Genomic DNA, 15,334 nt, shown 5'->3' on the forward strand with positions numbered 1-15,334 from the left:
ACTTGTATGAACTTTCTCTCCTGCGTACCTTGAAGCCATAGTCATGCGGGCATAATCTGGCCCGCACGCGTTATAGAAACCGTTTGTGACATGCGGCCTTGTCCGGCTCCCGCCTCAATGTTTGAGGTGTTGCGCGGGCACAGGCGGCAGCGCCCCTATAGGGAAGAGAGATCACCATGCTGGAAAGTTGTCAGAATGCTCAGGAACGCTGGGGTGGGGTGCACAAGCTGATCGACAGCTGGTTGAAGGCACGTCACGAACTGGTTCGAGCCTTTGATGCTCTTGGCGCCAAGCCCGAGGCACTGGCTGAGAATCGCAAACCGTTGCAAGAGTTCTGCGGCGTGCTGATGGATTACGTATCTACGGGCCACTTTGGTGTCTACGATCAACTGACCAAGGAGGCTAAAGCCTTTGGCGATGATCGAGGGTTGGAGCTGGCTGATACTATCTATCCGCGCTTGGAGGCTATCACTGAGAAGCTCGTTGCCTTTAACGACCTGTGTGATGCCGGCAAGTGTGTCATTGAGAAATTCAAAGAGCTGGGTGGGTTGCTGCATGAGCGCTTCGAGTTGGAAGACTGCCTGATCGAAGTGCTGCACAACGCTCACAAAGAAGAGTCGGCCGCCCAGGCTTGACCCTCAGAGTGAGATAAAAAAACGGTGCGCATGGCGCACCGTTTTTTATTGGGTCAGTGGCGAGTGCCGAGCAATTCGATCTCGAACACCAGTGGCGTATACGGCGGGATCAACTCACCCGCACCGTCGGCGCCATAGGCCTGGGCGGAGGGAATTACCAAGCGCCATTTCGCGCCTACCGGCATCTGCTGCAGCGCGCTGCTCCAACCACTGATCACACTGTCCAGGCGAAACCATTGGGGCTGAATGCTCTTGTCGAAGACTGTCCCATCGGGCAGCCGTCCTACGTAATTTACGTGCACCTCATCACTGGCCAGCGGTTTGCTGCCGTTGCCGGGTGCCAGCTCGGTTAGCAGGATGCCATCTGCCAGTTCACGCACGCCGCTGACGGATTTTTCCTTGGCTAAAAACTGCTGTTCGGCAGCGAGGGCTTTTTCGCTTTGTGGAACCTCGGCGTCGGCAGCGTTTTGTGCTTCGTGTTGCGCAAGGATCTGTTCGATGCGTGCATCGTCCAGCGCCAATGGCTTGCCCTGATAGGCTTGCTTGAGGCCATCGAGCAGGGCTTGGATCTGCAGGTCGGGAACCTGCTGGCGCAAGCGCTCGCCGAGGCTTGCGCCCAAACTGTAGGCAAGGTCGTGTGGGTCTGGGGCGGTGGTTTTGGACGGCGATTGCTCGCCTGCATTGGCCACGCCAATCGCCAAGCCAAGCACTAAAAAAAGATAACGCGACATGCTGTTTCTCCCGCCGAAAGTGCGACGGATTATGCCAGTGTGAGTGGGCAAAAAGTGCCGCAGTTTTTTGTTATATCGATAAGAATTTACTCACGGTGCAACGCAAGGCAAACGATACTGTCAACATGCCCTAGCGGCGGTAAGAGCAGAGGGCTAGTATGAGCCGCACCCACGTCAGCCAGGAGGTAAACCATGTCGGCCAAACAGAAGCCTGTTAATACCCCGTTGCATTTACTCCAACAACTTTCGGGCAGCTTGCTCGAACATCTGGAAAGCGCATGTTCCCAAGCGTTGGCCGATGCAGAAAAACTGCTCGCCAAACTGGAAAAACAACGCGGTAAAGCGCAAGAAAAGCTGCACAAATCCCGCACCAAACTGCAAGACGCCGCGACTGCCGGCAAAGCCAAGGCACAAGCCAAAGCCAAAGACGCGGTCAAAGAACTTGAGGACCTGCTGGACGCTCTCAAGGATCGCCAAGCTGAAACCCGCACTTACATTTCCCAACTCAAAAAAGATGCTCAGGAAAGCCTGAAACTGGCCCAGGGCGTTGGTCGAGTGAAAGAAGCTGTGGCTAAAGTATTGGGCGCCCGCACACCGGCAAAAGCTGCCGCGTCGAAAGCTCCAGCCAAGGTTGCGGCCAAGCCAGCTGCAAAAACTGCTGCTGCAAAACCAGCGGCCAAGCCAGCTGCTAAAACCGCTGCTGCAAAACCAGCGGCCAAGCCAGTTGCTAAAACCGCTGCTGCAAAACCAGCGGCCAAGCCAGCTGCTAAAACCGCTGCTGCAAAACCAGCGGCCAAGCCAGCTGCTAAAACTGCTGCTGCAAAACCAGCGGCCAAGCCAGTTGCTAAAACCGCTGCTGCAAAACCAGCGGCCAAGCCAGCAGCTAAAACCGCTGCTGCAAAGCCAGCGGCCAAGCCAGCAGCTAAAACCGTTGCTGCAAAGCCAGCGGCCAAGCCAGCAGCTAAAACCGCTGCTGCAAAGCCAGCGGCCAAGCCAGCAGCTAAAACCGCTGCTGCAAAACCAGCGGCCAAGCCAGCAGCTAAAACCGCTGCTGCAAAGCCAGCGGCCAAGCCAGCAGCTAAAACCGCTGCTGCAAAACCAGCGGCCAAGCCAGCTGCTAAAACTGCTGCTGCGAAACCAGCCGCCAAGCCAGTGGCTAAACCCGCTGCTGCAAAACCAGCCGCTAAGCCAGCTGCCAAACCTGCTGCCGCGAAACCGGCCGTTAAGCCAGCTGCCAAACCTGCTGCCGCTAAGCCAGCTGCAAAGCCAGCCGTTGCCAAGCCTGCTCCGGCCAAGCCAGCAACTCCGGCAGCCGCGCCTGCTACCCCGGCAGCGTCCAGCGCTCCAACCGCATCGGCCAGCAGCACCCCTGCACCGGTAGCGCCAAGCACCACCCCAACCAGCGCTTCCTAAGTGCGGGTGGCCACGACGCGCAGCTGCTGCAGCGCGTCGTGGTCAAGGTTGGCGGCTTCGGTCGCCAAGCCTTCCAGCCATTTCGGTTGCCTCACTTCCCCAGTCGGCCATGCCTGCGCCAACGCTTCCAGGCGCGCTAACAATTCCCGTTCGGCCTCCAGCTCCAGAGCTTTGACTCGCTCGCGTAACGCCGCAAGCGGCAAATCCTGTTGCGCCAGGGATCGCCATTGCATGCGCATCTGTCGTAACGGTTTGACCACCGTTTTTTGCCAAGGGCGTGCTAGCTGCTGCAGTGCCTGAATACGCGCAGGCTCAAGTGCAACGCCACGCTGCTCCAGCCAGGCGCCACACAGCAACAGGCACACATCCGCGCCGTGTTCCTGCAAGCGCAGGCAGGCGGCTTCGCACCCTGGGCGGGCGTAAATTGATAGGGCAAAGCTCCACAGGTCAGCGCACATATTCACACCCAAGCCAGCGGCCAACGAAGCTGGTAGACTCCGCCGCCATTATGATCCGACTTCAAAGCCTAACATTACAGCGTGGCCCGCAACGTCTTCTTGAAGACGCCGAGCTGACCCTGCACGCCGGTCACAAAGCCGGCCTGATCGGTGCCAACGGCGCCGGCAAATCCACGTTGTTCGCCCTGTTGCTGGGTGAGCTGACCCCGGATTCCGGGGACTGCTTGCTGCCGGCCGACTGGCGCATCGCCCATATGCGCCAGGAGATCGACACCCTCGACCGCATTGCGATCGACTACGTGCTCGATGGCGACCTGCGCCTGCGCCAGGTGCAACACGACCTGGCCGAGGCCGAGAAAGCCCAGGACGGCGCCGCTCAGGCCCGCCTGCACTCGGAGCTGGACAGTGCCGACGGTTACACCGCCGACGCCCGCGCCCGCAAGATGCTGGCCGGTCTTGGGTTTACCAACGAACAGATGGATCGCCCGGTCGCCGACTTCTCGGGTGGCTGGCGCATGCGCCTGAACCTGGCCCAGGCGCTGATGTGCCCCTCGGACTTGTTGCTGCTCGACGAACCGACCAACCACTTGGACCTCGATGCGATCCTGTGGCTGGAAGACTTCCTCAAGAACTATCAGGGCACGTTGTTGCTGATTTCCCACGACAGGGACTTCCTCGACGCCGTGGTCGACAACATTGCCCACGTCGAACAGAAGAAAATCACGCTGTACCGAGGCGGCTACACCGCGTTCGAACGCGCGCGCGCCGAGCGTCTGGCCCAGCAGCAACAGGCCTTCGAAAAGCAGCAGGCGCAACGTGCGCACATGGAAAGCTACATCGCCCGGTTCAAGGCCCAGGCCACCAAGGCCCGCCAGGCCCAGAGCCGGATCAAGGCGCTGGAGCGCATGGAAGAGCTGTCGGCGGCCCATGTCGATTCGCCGTTCGACTTTGTATTCCGTGAATCGGTGAAGATCTCCAGCCCACTCCTGGACCTGTCGGACGCCCGCCTGGGTTATGGCGACAAAACCATCCTGGAGAAGGTCAAGCTGCAGCTCACGCCGGGTGCGCGCATCGGTTTGCTTGGCCCTAACGGTGCGGGCAAATCGACGCTGATCAAGAACCTGTCCGGCGAGCTTGAGCCTTTGGCCGGCCGCCTGACCCGTGGCGAGAACACGGTGGTGGGCTACTTCGCCCAGCATCAGCTGGATTCCCTGGATTCCAAGGCGAGCCCGTTGCTGCACCTGCAGCGTCTGGCGCCGACAGAGCGCGAGCAAACGTTGCGCGACTTCCTCGGCGGCTTCGACTTCCGTGGCGCACGCATCGATGAGCCGGTGCTGAATTTCTCGGGTGGCGAAAAAGCCCGTCTGGCCCTGGCGTTGATTGCCTGGGACAGGCCGAACCTGCTGCTGCTCGACGAACCGACCAACCACCTGGACCTGGAAATGCGCCTGGCGCTGACCATGGCCCTGCAGGAGTTCAGTGGCGCGGTGCTGGTGGTGTCTCACGATCGCCACTTGCTCAAGAGCACTACCGACAACTTCCTGCTGGTGGCTGACGGCAAGGTCGAAGAGTTCGACGGCGACCTGGACGACTATGCGCGCTGGCTGACCGATTACCGCCTGCGCAACGCGCCGGTGAGTAATACGCCGGTGAACCCCGACAAGACCGACAAGAAGGCCCAGCGCCAGGCCGCCGCTGCCCTGCGCCAGCAGTTGGCGCCGCACAAGCGCGAAGCTGACAAGCTGGAAGCCGAACTGGGCAAGGTGCATGAGCGCCTGGCCAAAATCGAAACCAGCCTGGGCGACAGCGCCGTCTACGAGGCGGCGCGCAAGGACGAGCTGCGCGACCTGCTGGCCGAACAGGCCAAGCTCAAGGTGCGCGAAGGGCAGTTGGAGGAAACCTGGATGGAAGCCCTCGAAGTGCTCGAAACCTTGCAAGCGGAGCTGGAGGCGCTGTCCTGATGGAAGCGTTGCAGTTGCCGCTGCCGGCACAATGGATCGCGCCGATCTGGGTCGGCGTGCAGATACTGCTGATCCTGCTGGCGGGTTATTTCGCCCAGCGCTTCGTGGCCAAAGGCTTGAATCGACTGGGTGAACGCTACCCGTTCCCACCGCAGTTGCTGATGCCACTGCGTGGCGGCCTGCGCTGGCTGATCATGGGCAGTGCGCTGATTTTTGTGCTGGAGCGCCTGGGCGTTTCCGCCACTGTCTTGTGGACGGCGTTGTCGGGGTTTGTCGCAGTCGCGGCCGTGGCGTTTTTTGCCATGTGGTCGGTACTGTCCAACCTGCTGTGTGCGATTTTAATCTTCACTGTCGGGCCGTTTCGCCTCGGTGATATCGTCGAGCTGGTGGATACCGTCGACAAGCCGGGTGTAAAAGGCCGGGTGGTGGCGATTAACTTGCTCTACACCACATTGATCGAAGTGGAGGAGGCTGGCACTGACAGTGCGATGGTACAGGTGCCAAATAGTCTGTTCTTCCAGCGCTCGGTGCGACGTTGGCCAGGTACCCATATGTTTCCGGGTGACCGTTGACACTCAATGCGGGTAAAAATCTGTAGCCAGCCTTCACTCGGCGGAGTTAGCTTTAGGCACAACCGCTAATTCTTCTCCGAGGTGTGTAATGGCACTCGACACATGGCTTGCCTTTTTCCTGGCCAGTTGGATCATCTCTCTTTCCCCCGGCGCTGGTGCCATCGCTTCGATGTCCAGCGGCCTGCAATACGGTTTCCTGCGCGGCTACTGGAACGCCATTGGCCTGCAACTGGGCCTGGCGATGCAGATCGCCGTGGTGGCGGGCGGCCTGGGTGCCATTCTTGCGGCCTCTTCGACCGCGTTTTATGCGATCAAATGGTTTGGTGTGGCGTACCTGGTGTACCTGGCCATCAAACAGTGGCGCGCCTTGCCGATGGACATGAGCGAGGATGCGACGATACGCCCGATCGGCAAGCCAATGGCGATGATGTTCCGTGGCTTCCTGGTCAACGCCAGCAACCCCAAGGCCCTGGTGTTCATGCTGGCGGTTCTGCCGCAGTTCGTGAACCCGCAAGCGCCGCTGCTGGTCCAGTACCTGATCCTGGGCGCAACCATGATCAGCGTCGATATGATCGTAATGGCGGGTTACACGGGGCTTGCGTCGAAAGTCTTGCGGCTGCTGCGCACACCCAAGCAGCAAAAACGCATGAACCGCACGTTTGCAGGCTTGTTTGTGGGAGCTGCGGGGTTTCTCGCCAGTTTGCATCGCGCAACGGCTTGATTGACGAAAACCGGCTAAAAATGTGGGAGCTGACTTGTCGAGTCGTCGCACCGCTGCGATAGCATCACCGAGGTGTAACTGACGCACCGCAGTGTCTGCATCGCAGGCAAGCCAGCTCCCACATTTGTTATGTGTTGGCTTTGAAACGCGTGCTCAGCGCAGAATCTTCGGCGCTTCGTCCCTTGGCAGGTTATTGCGCAATGCAGGCTTGCCCGGGTCTGCGTAGCCACCTCCCAGCTGTTCCGCCAGTTGGCGCGCCACATCCTCACCCAAGGCTTTCGACACTTCCCGCACCACACGCGGCCGGTTCAGGCTCACACGCACGTCACGGTTGTTCACCAGCTTGGTGTCCTGGCCTTCACCCATGGCGGTAAATGCCGAGGTGATCTCGAAGGTGCGGGTATTGATCAGGCTGAAATCGGCCACCAACGTCAGGCCCAGCACTGCGGAGTAGCTGTTGGTGTGGTCCAGGGCGTTGATGTCCTGGGTGAAGTCGATGTCTGACAGCGTACCGAACAGCACATAGTCCGCGCCCTTGAAGTTACCGGCCTTGATGCGTTTGATCACATCATAGACGTCACCCTTGGCGTCGGCGGTGTAGGGCGTGCCCTGAACCAGCTGAAACTGGTGTGACTTGAGTATCTCGCCCTTGATATCACCGCTGAATTTACGCAACTCAGTCTGTTCGATGTAGCTGGTGCGGCTCTCGTACTCGCTGTAGGTCGAGGCACCGCTGGCGTTGTACGCGCTGGCCTGGAAGTTGTTGCTGGCCGACACCGCGTGGATGTACTCCTCGACGCGCGCCTCATACGCCAGGTCGGTGACCGCGATCTTCGGGGCGGCCGAGGCGCCAAAGGCGCACAGCAGGCTGATCATGCCGATCCATGCACGCATTGCTTAGCGCTCCGTGGTCTTGCGGATTTCTTTCTCGTCCATCCATTCGGCCAGGCCGCTTTCAACGTCGATCAGTTGCAGGCTGAACTTGTAGAACACGTCCTTGTAGTCCGAGCTGCGCTTGACGATGGAGCTGATGGAACCTTCCAGGCGGTATTTGGCGGCGACCATGTTGCCGGTCTTGCTCACCGTGGATTTCTTGTACAGGCCGCTCTGGTTTTGCAGCTTGAGCTGGTCGACCTGGCTTTGCATGTCGGTGTTATCGCTGGCGAAACGCGCGGTGCCGGTTTTCATCAGCTGGGTCTTGATCGACGTGGTGATCTCGCGGGTATCGATGTACTCGCTGGTCTTGTTCTTCACGTCATAGACCTGTACCACCGGGCGGCCTTGCAGGATGCCGGACTGGGCCAGGGAGCGGGTCATGCTCTCGGCAATCATCTGCAGGTCGGTGGAGCCGAACTCGTTGGTCACCAGTTCCACGGCCTTGGAGTCGCCGTAGCTGATGTTCTTGCCGCCGAGTACCGGCGAGGTGTTGGAGCAACCGCTGGCCAGAAGGGCAACGAGGGCGAGAATCGAGAAGCGTGCAAACATGGGGAAATCTCTCTGAATACGGTTAGCGCAGCGGCTCAAGGGGTTTTCACTTCGAGACGGAAGTCAGCGGCCTGGGGCAGGTTGGCGATCGCAGGCAGGAACGTTGCCTGGTTGGCGTACAGGTTCAGCACTTTCCAGGTTTCTTCATCACCCACCGGGAAACCATCGGCACCCAGCCAGGCGAAGCGGTAATACATCATCTGGTTGCTGCTGGTGATGTTGCTCAACTGCACCTTGGCGGTCAGGAAGCCATTTTCGCGGGCCACGCGAATGGCGCCGACGGCGATGCCCTTGAACTTGCCCATCACCACGATTTTGCTGGCGGCGCTGCCGGGTTCCGGTGGCGGCGCAGTGGCGCAGCCGGCGAGCAGGACCAGCGCCAGGGCGCCGAGGATGAAATGACGCATAGCGTGCTCCTTAAGGTTGTTTGAGGGCGATAGCCTGGACGGAAGTGCTCGGCACCACATGGGCTGCAAGGCCACCGGCGAACACCTGGTTGCCGACCACGCGCAGGGTGATGACCTGATAGCGCTGGTCGGCCTTGACCGTCACCCGCGTGCCGCCCAGTGCGTTGGGCAAGCTGACTTGGTGCTCGCCGTGCTTGAGGCGCAGGCGTGTCACTTGGGTCATGTCCGGCAGGGTGCGCCAGGTGCGGGTGTCGGCGCCTTCGGTCACGGCCGAGGCGATGCCCAGCACCAGCCCCGCCATGGGGTTGGTCTTGTTCAGGTTGTTTTGTGTCACGCCACGGCTGACCGCACGCACAGTGGTGCGCAGGATGATCCCCGGCATGTCGTCACGCAGGGCGCGGCGGGACATGGCGGTGGTGCTGTTGAGCGCGGTGAGGTTCTGCTGTTTTCCGTCGACGCCGATCTGGCCGAAGGCCTGGGTGGAAGTGTCGGCCTTGATCACCGGGAACGACAGCGGGGTGATCACCAAGTGGCCGTCAATCGGAATCGGCAGCGGCAGGCGGATCGAGTCACGCGCCGGTGCCAGGCCACTCTGCACCACGATGAGTACATCGGTCTCGTCGGCGCCGACCTTGGACTTGTCCAGGTCCAACAACGCCTGTTCCAGCAGCGGTGTGTTGGGGCGCAACTCGGCAGCCTTGCGATAGCCCGGTGCAGCCAGGTCTTTTTCACCCAGGGCTTCGTAGACAAAGCCTGCCAGGTAATGGCTGAACGCACTCTGGTAACTGTTCTTCAGGCCGACCACTTCCGGCGCGTCCAGCGCTTCCACCGGGTAGCCGCGCAGGTCTTTGATCTGGGTAGTGACGCCCTGGCGCTCGGCTTCGTTTTCGCGCTTTAAGTATTCCTTGTCCCGCAGGTCGGCGATTACGGCTTCGCGCTCGTGGGTCTTCTTGATCTCGGTGCGGGCGCCGTCGAAATCATTCAGGGCCAGCAGGTTCAGGGCCATCTGGGTGGTCAGCATGACTTTTTCGTAGTCATAACCTTCGTAGCGACGCACCTTGTCGTTGACCAGGAAGCTGCCGAACTGGGCGAGGTACTTTTCGCTGTCGAACTTGACCGATTCTTCCCACTTGAACACTTGCAGGTCGGCGCTGCGCCAGGCGGTCTGGCTGCCGGTGAGGTCGCCTTTGGCGCGCAACAACTCGCCCTTTTCAAAGAAGTAGAGCAGGTCCTTGTCTTCGCCGGTGTTGTTTTTTTCCAGCAGGGTCAGGGCGCCGTCGACGTTACCGGTGGCCAACTGCTGGTTGGTGGCTTGCAGCTCGGTGTCGTAGCTGCGAAACATTGAACAACCGGAGAGCAAGGTAACCGCCGCCAGTGTGAGCGGGGTTAAGGCGCGAAATGCCATGCAAACTTCTTCCCTGAGAGTGATCGGCTGATGTGCAAATTCCTCATAAAAACGAGGAAATAAATTCCCTTTTGCAATAACAGGGCGCGGCATTATAGGCGTCATTGCTGGCAAAACAATGGCTTTTTGCCGCTGCAAGTGGCGCTGAGATGCCATTGCTTGTCTCTTGATTGCACGGGGCTCACAGGCGCCAAATCACGAACGCCTTGAGTCAAACGCTTTAAAATTCAACAATGTGTTACTTCGTATTTCCCTTTGAGATTCATTCATGATTGCCCCCATCCGTTTTCTCGCCTGGTTGCTGCTGCCAGCCTTGATGTCATGCAGCTTCAACCTGCTGGCCGCGACTGCCGAGGGCGCCCCACAAGCCCTGCATTTGTTGGACTACATTGGCGCTGACTACCCTCCGACGGTGGAGGCGGGCAAGGTTATCGATGAATCCGAATATCGCGAACAAGTAGAGTTTCTCGGGGTGTTGCAGGGGCTGGTGGCCGAGCTGCCGCAAAGGCCGGAGCGCGCCGAGTTGGTCAAGGGCGTCGACGAATTGTTAGCGGCTGTATCCGCTCACCAGGACGGCGCGACCGTCGCCCGCCAAGCCCGTCAGCTGGGCGCCAAGTTGGCGGTGGCCTATGAAGTCAGCCAGGCACCGGCTATCACGCCAGACCCTGCGCGGGGGGCGCCGCTGTACGCCCAGCACTGCTCGGTGTGCCACGGTACTGCCGGTGCGGGTGATGGCCCGGCGTCCACGGGCATGACGCCGCCGCCAGCGAACCTGCGCGATGCGGTACGTCTGGACCGCCTGAGTCTCTACGCGATTTACAACACGTTGGGCCTGGGTGTTGAAGGCACCGACATGCCGTCCTTCGCCGACCAACTGGATGACCGTCAGCGCTGGGACCTGGCCACCTACATTGCAGGCTTCACCGCCGACCCGGCTGCCGCCAAAAGCGAACAGCCTTTCAACCTTGCCGACCTCGCTCGCCAAACCCCCAACGAGGTGCTGGCAGCCAGTGGCCCAGCCGCTGCCGCGACGTTCCGCGCCCAGCGTGCGCAGCCGCCACAGGTTAAGCGTGGCCCGGCGCAGTTGCTCGACTACACCGCGACCACGTTGGACAAGAGCCTCGCCGCGTTCCGCAACGGCGATCACGAACAGGCCTATGACCTTTCGGTCGCAGCGTACCTGGAAGGCTTTGAGCTGGTAGAAAGCTCCCTGGATAACGTCGACGCCAACGTGCGTAAAGACACCGAGAAAGCCTTGATGGCCTACCGGCAGTCGTTGCAGGACGGCCTGCCGGTCGAGCAGGTGCAACAGCGCCTGGACGTGGCCAAAGGCAAACTCACCGAATCCGCCGGATTGTTGGGCAGTGATGGCCTGAGCTGGTCGCTGAGCTACATCTCTGGTTTGCTGATTCTGCTGCGCGAAGGCCTTGAGGCGATCCTGGTACTGGCGGCGATCCTGGCGTTCCTGCGTAACACCGGCCAGCAATCGGCGGTGCGCAGTGTCAACGTCGGCTGGGGTTTGGCGCTGCTGGCTGGCTTGGCGACCTGGGCACTGGCGGCATATGTGATCGACGTGAGCGGCGCCCAGCGCGAATTGCTCGAAGGCTGCACGGCGTTGTTCGCCAGTGTGATGGTGTTGTGGCTGGGCGTATGGATGCATGACCGACGCCACGCGGCGGCCTGGCAGGATTACATCAAGAGCAGCCTGGTCGGTGGCGGTGGCCGTTTCGGTTTCGCGATGCTGGCGTTTTTCTCGGTATACCGCGAGCTGTTCGAGGTGATCCTGTTCTACGAAACCCTGTGGCTGCAGGCGGGTCCTGCCGGACACAACGCGGTACTGGCGGGCGGCGCCACGGCGCTGGTGCTACTGGTAGGGTTGGCGTGGGTGATCCTGCGCGGCTCGGCGAAACTGCCGCTGGCGTTGTTCTTCGGTATCAACGCGGCGCTGCTGTGCGCGCTGTCGGTGGTGTTCGCCGGGCACGGCGTCAAGGCCTTGCAGGAAGCGGGCATCTTCGGCACACGGCCGGTGGCGTTCTTTGATTTCGACTGGCTGGGCATTCACGCCGATGCGTACTCGTTGAGTGCGCAGGCTGTGGCGATCCTGGCGATTGTGGTGCTGTACGGCCGCAGTCGCCTGGCCGAGAAGCGTCGAGTGGTGGCATAAGCATGCGGGTGTGGATCGATGCAGACGCCTGCCCGCGAGCAGCCAAGGACCAAGTGGTGAAGTTCGCGCTCAAGCGCCAGTTCGAAGTGGTGCTGGTGGCGGGTCAGAGCCAGATCAAGCCGAGCTTTGCCTGTGTGAAGCTGATCGTGGTGCCCAGCGGCCCGGACGCGGCGGATGACTATCTGGTGGAGCACGCCGTGCCCGGTGAGTTGGTGATCTGCAGCGACGTGCCGTTGGCCGACCGCCTGGTGAAGAAGGGCGTCACAGCCCTCGACCCCCGCGGCAAGGAGTTCAGCCCGGCGAACATGAGTGAACGGCTGGCGGTGCGCAACCTGTTCACTGACCTGCGTGAGCAGGGCCAGATGGGCGGCGGCCCACCGCCCCATGGGGAAAAGGACAAGCAGGCGTTTGCCAATGCGCTGGATCGTATCCTCACCCGATTAATGCGCCAGGCCTGACCTTGCAGTGAGTGGGTTTGTTGTAGCAGCTGGGCTTGTTGTGGCGAGCAGGCTTGCCCTGCGTTGGGCTGCGCAGCAGCCCTAGACCCCACAACCTCGCCCAGCCTGACACACCGCGCGGCCTGAATTGGGGCGGCTTCGCCACCCAGCGCAGGGCAAGCCTGCTCGCCACCCCATTTATCGCGGGTTAATCATTCTCGTGGGTCAGTTCCAGCACGCGATCCACCAACTTGTTGATGCCTGACGCCACCTCGCTGATGCGCTTGCCGAGCATGTAGGCCGGCGTGGTCACCAGCTTGCGGGCCTTGTCCTCGACGATATCCTCGACAGCGCACTCCTGATGAGTGGCGCCCATCTTGTCCAGGGCCGCCGCCGTGTCGGGGCAGTTGCCGATGGTGCAGGTCACGCCGGGGCCGTAGATTTTTGCGGCCAGGGCTGGCGAGATGCAGATCAGTCCCACAGGCTTGCCGGCTTCGGCAAAGGCTTCGGCCAGCTCCAGCACTTGCGGGTTGACGCTGCAACCGGCGCCCTCCACGGCAAAGTTCGAGAGATTCTTCGCTGCGCCAAACCCGCCAGGCACGATCAGTGCGTCGAACTCGTCGGCGTTGGCTTCACGAATGTCTTTCACCTCACCTCGAGCGATGCGCGCCGACTCCACCAGCACATTGCGCGACTCGGGCATCTCTTCACCGGTAAGGTGGTTGATCACGTGCAGCTGCGCAATGTCTGGCGCAAAACATTGGACCTGAGCGCCGCGCTGATCCAGGCGCAGCAGCGTGATCACACTTTCATGAATCTCTGCGCCGTCGTACACGCCGCAGCCGGAAAGGATCACTGCAATCTTTTTGCTCATGGGCATCTCTCCTGTTTTTGTGGCGTTAAATGTCTACTAATTTGTCACCTGTTGCCAATGGGATCTCCTGCGGCTACACCTAATCTTGATGTAACAAAAATACATCGGACTAGCCCATGGACTTCGTGCCTTACGCGGTACCGTTTTTTATTGCCTTGATCGTGGTCGAGCTGCTGGCCGATCGCTGGCGCGGTGAACGCAATTATCGGGTGGCGGACGCCATCAACAGCCTCAGCACTGGTGTGCTGTCCACCACCACCGGGTTGTTGACCAAAGGCGTGGGCCTGCTGACCTACGCGTTTGCCCTCAAGCACCTGGCGCTGATTGAGCTGCCTGCCCAAAGCGTGTGGACCTGGGTGTTCGCCTTTGTGTTTTACGACTTCTGTTACTACTGGCTGCACCGCTGCGGCCATGAGCGCAACATCCTCTGGGCTGCGCACTCGGTGCATCACCAGAGCGAGGACTACAACCTCACCACCGCGTTGCGCCAGACCAGTACCGGCTTCCTGCTGAGCTGGATCTTCTACTTGCCCCTGGCCGTCGTGGGCGTGCCGCTGGTGGTGTTTATCAGCGTGGCCTCGCTCAATCTCCTGTATCAATTCTGGGTACACACCCGTCACGTGCCCAAGCTCGGCTGGTTCGAGTGGTTTTTCGTCACGCCGTCCAATCATCGTGCCCACCATGCGCAAAACGCTCTCTACATGGATCGCAACTACGGCGGGGTGTTCATTATTTGGGACCGCCTGTTCGGCAGCTTCCAGGAAGAAGACGATAACGAGCCGGTGATCTTCGGCGTAACCACGCCGTTGGCCAGTTGGAACCCGCTATGGGCCAACCTGCAGTTTTATGCACAGTTGTGGAGTGATGCGCGGCGCACTGAGAGCTGGTGGGACAAGCTGCGTATCTGGTTCATGCGCACCGGCTGGCGCCCGGCGGACGTGAAAGCCAAGTACCCGATGGCCAAGCCCGACTTGAGCCAGTTCCGTAAATTCGAGGTGCCGCTGGACGCGCGCCAGCAGGTATATATCGCCCTGCAATTTGCAGCGTATGTAGGGTTTGGCAGTTACCTGATGAATTTCGGCGAGGGGCTGCCCACGGCGGCGCTGGTGCTGGGCTGGAGTGCGATGGCGCTGGGGCTGTTCACCTTGGGCGTGGCCCTGGAGAATCGGCCGTGGGCGCTGAAAGCCGAGCTGGTGCGCCTGGGACTGAATGTGCCGTTGGTGTGGCTGGCGCCGCTGGTCGGCTTGTGGCCGGCCAGCAGCCTGGGCTGGCTGGGCCTGGTGAGTTACAGCTTGCTCAGTGCGATCGGCCTTTACTGTTGCAGAAGCCGGCTTACTCGACTGGCGTCTTAGGCGGTTGCTCCGGCGCCTGCTCGGCAGCCAGCCGGGCCTTGGCCTCAGCACAGGCTTCGCGGGCGATACGCGCGTTCTTGAAGCGCCGGCGCAGCCACAGGCCAAAGCCCAACAATAGCAACGCGCCCAGCACCCACAGCTCGTATTTCTTGACGCTGCCGAGCATGCCTTCCAGCACCGCACCGAAGTGGTAGGCCGCCGCGCCCAAGGCCGCGGCCCAGATGGCGGCGCCGATACCGTTGAGGATCAAGTAGCGGGCCGGCGGGTAGCCCGACAGGCCAATCGCCACCGGCATCACGGTGCGCAACCCATAAACGAAGCGGAAGCTCAGCACCCAGATATCCGGGTGCTTGCGGATATGTTCCAGGGCCTTGTCACCCATCAATTGCCAACGCGGTTTGCGCGCCAGCAGCTTGCGCCCGTGTTTGCGCCCCAGGAAATACCACAGCTGGTCGCCGGCATAGCTGCCAAAAAAGGCAACGACCACCACCAGGTTGATATCCATGTAGCCACGGAACGCCAGGAAGCCTGCGAGAACCAAAATGGTTTCGCCTTCAAAGAAGGTGCCCAGGAAGAGCGCAAAGTAGCCGAAGTCATGCAGAAATTGTTGAAGCATGGTCTGGGGTGCTGGCGAAATGAACGCGCAGCCTACGCCTTCGTGAACATTCATGAAAGTATCGAGATGTGTCACGAAGTGAACAATTCCTACATAAACGACG

The 15,334-nt window shown here is 60.6% G+C and carries 16 protein-coding genes; 8 read left to right on the forward strand and 8 right to left on the reverse strand.

Annotated elements, in window-relative coordinates; all coding sequences use genetic code 11:
- The first annotated feature begins 176 nt into the window (after window positions 1-176).
- Entirely contained in the window at window positions 177-635 is a 459-nt protein-coding gene (locus HBO23_RS04835) for an Rsd/AlgQ family anti-sigma factor (protein ID WP_017135007.1), read from the forward strand.
- 53 nt (window positions 636-688) lie between these two features.
- Here the strand turns inward: HBO23_RS04835 and HBO23_RS04840 are convergent, their stop codons facing one another.
- Window positions 689-1,366, reverse strand: coding sequence for an FKBP-type peptidyl-prolyl cis-trans isomerase (locus HBO23_RS04840; protein ID WP_170036738.1), 678 nt, complete (start codon window positions 1,364-1,366; stop codon window positions 689-691).
- Window positions 1,367-1,558: 192 nt separating this feature from the next.
- Between HBO23_RS04840 and HBO23_RS04845 the strand changes: the two genes are divergently transcribed.
- Window positions 1,559-2,779 carry an AlgP family protein gene (locus HBO23_RS04845; RefSeq protein ID WP_170036740.1) on the forward strand — a complete coding sequence of 407 codons (1,221 nt, stop codon included), beginning with the start codon at window positions 1,559-1,561 and terminating at the stop codon, window positions 2,777-2,779.
- On the opposite strand, the gene HBO23_RS04850 is transcribed toward HBO23_RS04845, so the two are convergent.
- On the reverse strand, window positions 2,776-3,237 hold the full coding sequence (locus tag HBO23_RS04850) for a TIGR02444 family protein (RefSeq protein ID WP_170036742.1): 462 nt from the start codon (window positions 3,235-3,237) through the stop codon (window positions 2,776-2,778). The two genes, HBO23_RS04845 and HBO23_RS04850, sit on opposite strands and share 4 nt — an antisense overlap.
- 50 nt (window positions 3,238-3,287) lie before the next feature.
- Between HBO23_RS04850 and HBO23_RS04855 the strand changes: the two genes are divergently transcribed.
- The 3 genes from HBO23_RS04855 (at window position 3,288) to HBO23_RS04865 (ending at window position 6,491) form a co-directional block, all read left to right on the forward strand.
- Window positions 3,288-5,198: an ATP-binding cassette domain-containing protein gene (locus tag HBO23_RS04855; RefSeq protein ID WP_056860786.1), complete on the forward strand. Its 1,911-nt coding sequence runs from the start codon at window positions 3,288-3,290 to the stop codon at window positions 5,196-5,198.
- Window positions 5,198-5,770, forward strand: coding sequence for a mechanosensitive ion channel family protein (locus HBO23_RS04860; protein WP_169988013.1), 573 nt, complete (start codon window positions 5,198-5,200; stop codon window positions 5,768-5,770). The genes HBO23_RS04855 and HBO23_RS04860 overlap by 1 nt, the downstream gene beginning before the upstream one ends.
- 88 nt (window positions 5,771-5,858) lie before the next feature.
- Window positions 5,859-6,491 (forward strand): LysE family transporter, encoded by a 633-nt coding sequence (locus tag HBO23_RS04865; protein ID WP_017135232.1) that lies wholly within the window; start codon window positions 5,859-5,861, stop codon window positions 6,489-6,491.
- Between the two features lie 153 nt (window positions 6,492-6,644).
- On the opposite strand, the gene HBO23_RS04870 is transcribed toward HBO23_RS04865, so the two are convergent.
- Genes HBO23_RS04870 through HBO23_RS04885 form a run of 4 tightly spaced genes read right to left on the reverse strand, consistent with a single transcriptional unit; the run spans window position 6,645 to window position 9,788 of the window.
- Window positions 6,645-7,385: a penicillin-binding protein activator LpoB gene (locus HBO23_RS04870; protein ID WP_170036744.1), complete on the reverse strand. Its 741-nt coding sequence runs from the start codon at window positions 7,383-7,385 to the stop codon at window positions 6,645-6,647.
- Between the two features lie 3 nt (window positions 7,386-7,388).
- A complete protein-coding gene (gene lpoB / locus HBO23_RS04875) occupies window positions 7,389-7,976 on the reverse strand; it encodes a penicillin-binding protein activator LpoB (protein ID WP_017135234.1) in 588 nt (195 codons plus the stop codon).
- Window positions 7,977-8,011: 35 nt separating this feature from the next.
- Entirely contained in the window at window positions 8,012-8,383 is a 372-nt protein-coding gene (locus tag HBO23_RS04880; RefSeq protein WP_017135235.1) for a YcfL family protein, read from the reverse strand.
- Between the two features lie 10 nt (window positions 8,384-8,393).
- Window positions 8,394-9,788, reverse strand: coding sequence for a hypothetical protein (locus HBO23_RS04885; RefSeq protein ID WP_170036746.1), 1,395 nt, complete (start codon window positions 9,786-9,788; stop codon window positions 8,394-8,396).
- 268 nt (window positions 9,789-10,056) lie between these two features.
- Here HBO23_RS04885 and HBO23_RS04890 point away from each other — a divergent pair, with 268 nt between their 5' ends.
- Both HBO23_RS04890 and HBO23_RS04895 read left to right on the forward strand, forming a co-directional pair.
- Window positions 10,057-11,952, forward strand: coding sequence for an FTR1 family protein (locus HBO23_RS04890; protein ID WP_017135237.1), 1,896 nt, complete (start codon window positions 10,057-10,059; stop codon window positions 11,950-11,952).
- A gap of 2 nt (window positions 11,953-11,954) precedes the next feature.
- The gene (locus HBO23_RS04895) at window positions 11,955-12,410 is read left to right on the forward strand and encodes a YaiI/YqxD family protein (protein WP_017135238.1); all 456 of its coding nucleotides are present in this window, start codon (window positions 11,955-11,957) and stop codon (window positions 12,408-12,410) included.
- 187 nt (window positions 12,411-12,597) lie between these two features.
- On the opposite strand, the gene elbB is transcribed toward HBO23_RS04895, so the two are convergent.
- A complete protein-coding gene (gene elbB, locus HBO23_RS04900; RefSeq protein WP_017135239.1) occupies window positions 12,598-13,263 on the reverse strand; it encodes an isoprenoid biosynthesis glyoxalase ElbB in 666 nt (221 codons plus the stop codon).
- Window positions 13,264-13,379: 116 nt separating this feature from the next.
- On the opposite strand from elbB, the gene HBO23_RS04905 reads away from it, so the two are divergent.
- The gene (locus tag HBO23_RS04905) at window positions 13,380-14,615 is read left to right on the forward strand and encodes a sterol desaturase family protein (protein WP_017135240.1); all 1,236 of its coding nucleotides are present in this window, start codon (window positions 13,380-13,382) and stop codon (window positions 14,613-14,615) included.
- Here HBO23_RS04905 and HBO23_RS04910 read toward each other — a convergent pair.
- On the reverse strand, window positions 14,596-15,231 hold the full coding sequence (locus HBO23_RS04910) for a DedA family protein (protein WP_026013544.1): 636 nt from the start codon (window positions 15,229-15,231) through the stop codon (window positions 14,596-14,598). The genes HBO23_RS04905 and HBO23_RS04910 overlap by 20 nt on opposite strands.
- Between the last annotated feature and the right edge of the window lie 103 nt (window positions 15,232-15,334).

It is taken from the genome of Pseudomonas sp. WS 5532 (assembly GCF_012985445.1).
Lineage (GTDB): Bacteria > Pseudomonadota > Gammaproteobacteria > Pseudomonadales > Pseudomonadaceae > Aquipseudomonas > Aquipseudomonas edaphica.

What these genes read in the sequence shown, in the direction of transcription:
- HBO23_RS04835 (WP_017135007.1), top strand. Translation starts at nt 177, where the DNA reads ATGCTGGAAAGTTGTCAGAATGCTCAGGAACGCTGGGGTGGGGTGCAC.
- HBO23_RS04840 (WP_170036738.1), bottom strand. Translation starts at nt 1,366, where the DNA reads ATGTCGCGTTATCTTTTTTTAGTGCTTGGCTTGGCGATTGGCGTGGCC.
- HBO23_RS04845 (WP_170036740.1), top strand. Translation starts at nt 1,559, where the DNA reads ATGTCGGCCAAACAGAAGCCTGTTAATACCCCGTTGCATTTACTCCAA.
- HBO23_RS04850 (WP_170036742.1), bottom strand. Translation starts at nt 3,237, where the DNA reads ATGTGCGCTGACCTGTGGAGCTTTGCCCTATCAATTTACGCCCGCCCA.
- HBO23_RS04855 (WP_056860786.1), top strand. Translation starts at nt 3,288, where the DNA reads ATGATCCGACTTCAAAGCCTAACATTACAGCGTGGCCCGCAACGTCTT.
- HBO23_RS04860 (WP_169988013.1), top strand. Translation starts at nt 5,198, where the DNA reads ATGGAAGCGTTGCAGTTGCCGCTGCCGGCACAATGGATCGCGCCGATC.
- HBO23_RS04865 (WP_017135232.1), top strand. Translation starts at nt 5,859, where the DNA reads ATGGCACTCGACACATGGCTTGCCTTTTTCCTGGCCAGTTGGATCATC.
- HBO23_RS04870 (WP_170036744.1), bottom strand. Translation starts at nt 7,385, where the DNA reads ATGCGTGCATGGATCGGCATGATCAGCCTGCTGTGCGCCTTTGGCGCC.
- lpoB (WP_017135234.1), bottom strand. Translation starts at nt 7,976, where the DNA reads ATGTTTGCACGCTTCTCGATTCTCGCCCTCGTTGCCCTTCTGGCCAGC.
- HBO23_RS04880 (WP_017135235.1), bottom strand. Translation starts at nt 8,383, where the DNA reads ATGCGTCATTTCATCCTCGGCGCCCTGGCGCTGGTCCTGCTCGCCGGC.
- HBO23_RS04885 (WP_170036746.1), bottom strand. Translation starts at nt 9,788, where the DNA reads ATGGCATTTCGCGCCTTAACCCCGCTCACACTGGCGGCGGTTACCTTG.
- HBO23_RS04890 (WP_017135237.1), top strand. Translation starts at nt 10,057, where the DNA reads ATGATTGCCCCCATCCGTTTTCTCGCCTGGTTGCTGCTGCCAGCCTTG.
- HBO23_RS04895 (WP_017135238.1), top strand. Translation starts at nt 11,955, where the DNA reads ATGCGGGTGTGGATCGATGCAGACGCCTGCCCGCGAGCAGCCAAGGAC.
- elbB (WP_017135239.1), bottom strand. Translation starts at nt 13,263, where the DNA reads ATGAGCAAAAAGATTGCAGTGATCCTTTCCGGCTGCGGCGTGTACGAC.
- HBO23_RS04905 (WP_017135240.1), top strand. Translation starts at nt 13,380, where the DNA reads ATGGACTTCGTGCCTTACGCGGTACCGTTTTTTATTGCCTTGATCGTG.
- HBO23_RS04910 (WP_026013544.1), bottom strand. Translation starts at nt 15,231, where the DNA reads ATGCTTCAACAATTTCTGCATGACTTCGGCTACTTTGCGCTCTTCCTG.